Raw genomic sequence first — 1451 nt, forward strand, 5'->3', positions numbered from 1 at the left:
GCCGCCCTACCTTTCAGGTGTGCCCCCGGTCGTCCGGAATGATCGGGGTGTGCAGGCGGGGCGGGTATGGCTTTCATGCTGGCTGTCCTTGATGGCTCAGGAGGCTCGGCCCCCTGTCCCGCGCCCTTGTTCTGACCGCTGATTAGGCACTGCGAACGATCGCTATGTAGGGCGTTGACGGCGGAACGGGGACGCACCTGATCGTGTGACCGACGGGAGGTTCGATGGCAGTAAAGGTGGGAATCGATGTCGCCAAGGAGTTCCACTGGGTCGCGATCGTCGTCGCTGAAACTGGCAAGGTTGTGGTCTCTCAACGGGTCGACAACGATCCTGGCAGCATCGAGGGCTTGATCGGTCAGCTGCGCCGAGCCGAGGAGGAGTACGGGGAACTCACCGCCGCGATCGATCTGATGGGCGGCGTGGCCGGGCTGCTGACCGCGATGCTCATCGACGCCGGGATCCGCCTGGTGCACGTGCCCGGTCTGGTGGTCAACCGAGCCCGCCGCGCCACCAAGGGCGGCGAGGCCAAATCCGATCCGCGTGACGCCAGGACCATCGCCGATCAGCTGCGGCTGCGCGATGACTGGCGCGAGGTGAGCACCAGCGACGAGACCACGCTGGACCTGCGCATGCTGGTGTCCCGCCGCCGGGAACTCGTGGTCGATCAGACCCGCCGTCTCGCGCGCCTGCGCGAAACTCTGGCCGGTTTCTTCCCCGGTCTGGAACGCGCCGTGGACGTCACCAACCTGGCTGACCTGCGGCTGCTGTCCCGCTACGCCACTGCGGCCGAGATCCGCCGGGCCGGCCGGCGGCGCCTGACCGAATACCTGCTGCGCGCCGGGGTCCGCCGCGGTTACGCCGAAGCGCTGGCGGACAAGGCGGTCACCGCTGCCCAGGGTCAGCGGATCGTCGTGCCCGGTGAAGCCCGGATGGCCGAGTTCGCCCGCGAGTTCGCCACCGACGCCATCACCGCCAGAGGACGTATCGCCGAACTGGATCGCGAGATCGCCGAGGATCTCGACCGCCACCCTGACGCGGCCCTCATCCGCACCCTGCCCGGGATGGGGGCCATCCTGACTGCGGAATTCCTCGCCGAGGCAGGAGATCTCACCCGGTTCGCCACCGCCGACCAGCTCGCCTCGGCCGCCGGGCTGGCGCCGGTGCTGCAGCAGTCCGGCAAGATGCACTACCTGCGCCGCGCCACCGCCGGCAGCAAGACCCTGAAGTTCGTCTTCTACCAATCCGCGTTCTGCGCCATCCGCACCGACCCGGCCAGCAAGGCCTTCTACCGGCGCAAACGCACCGAGGGCAAACGACACCATCAAGCCCTCATCGCACTGGCACGACGCCGCATCAACGTCCTGTTCGCGCTCCTGCGGACCCGCCGGCCCTACCAAGCCGACCATGCACAAGTCACAGCTGCTTGACAAAAACATTAGGCAGCCTCCTCC

The 1451-nt window shown here is 67.7% G+C and carries 1 protein-coding gene; it reads left to right on the top strand.

Features of this window, described 5'->3' with window-relative positions:
* The first annotated feature begins 224 nt into the window (after positions 1 to 224).
* The gene (locus AB0G28_RS49325; RefSeq protein ID WP_361106662.1) at positions 225 to 1427 is read left to right on the top strand and encodes an IS110 family transposase; all 1203 of its coding nucleotides are present in this window, start codon (positions 225 to 227) and stop codon (positions 1425 to 1427) included.
* The last annotated feature ends 24 nt before the right edge of the window (positions 1428 to 1451 follow it).

The sequence above is a fragment of the Amycolatopsis sp. NPDC021455 genome (assembly GCF_040640995.1).
GTDB lineage: Bacteria > Actinomycetota > Actinomycetes > Mycobacteriales > Pseudonocardiaceae > Amycolatopsis.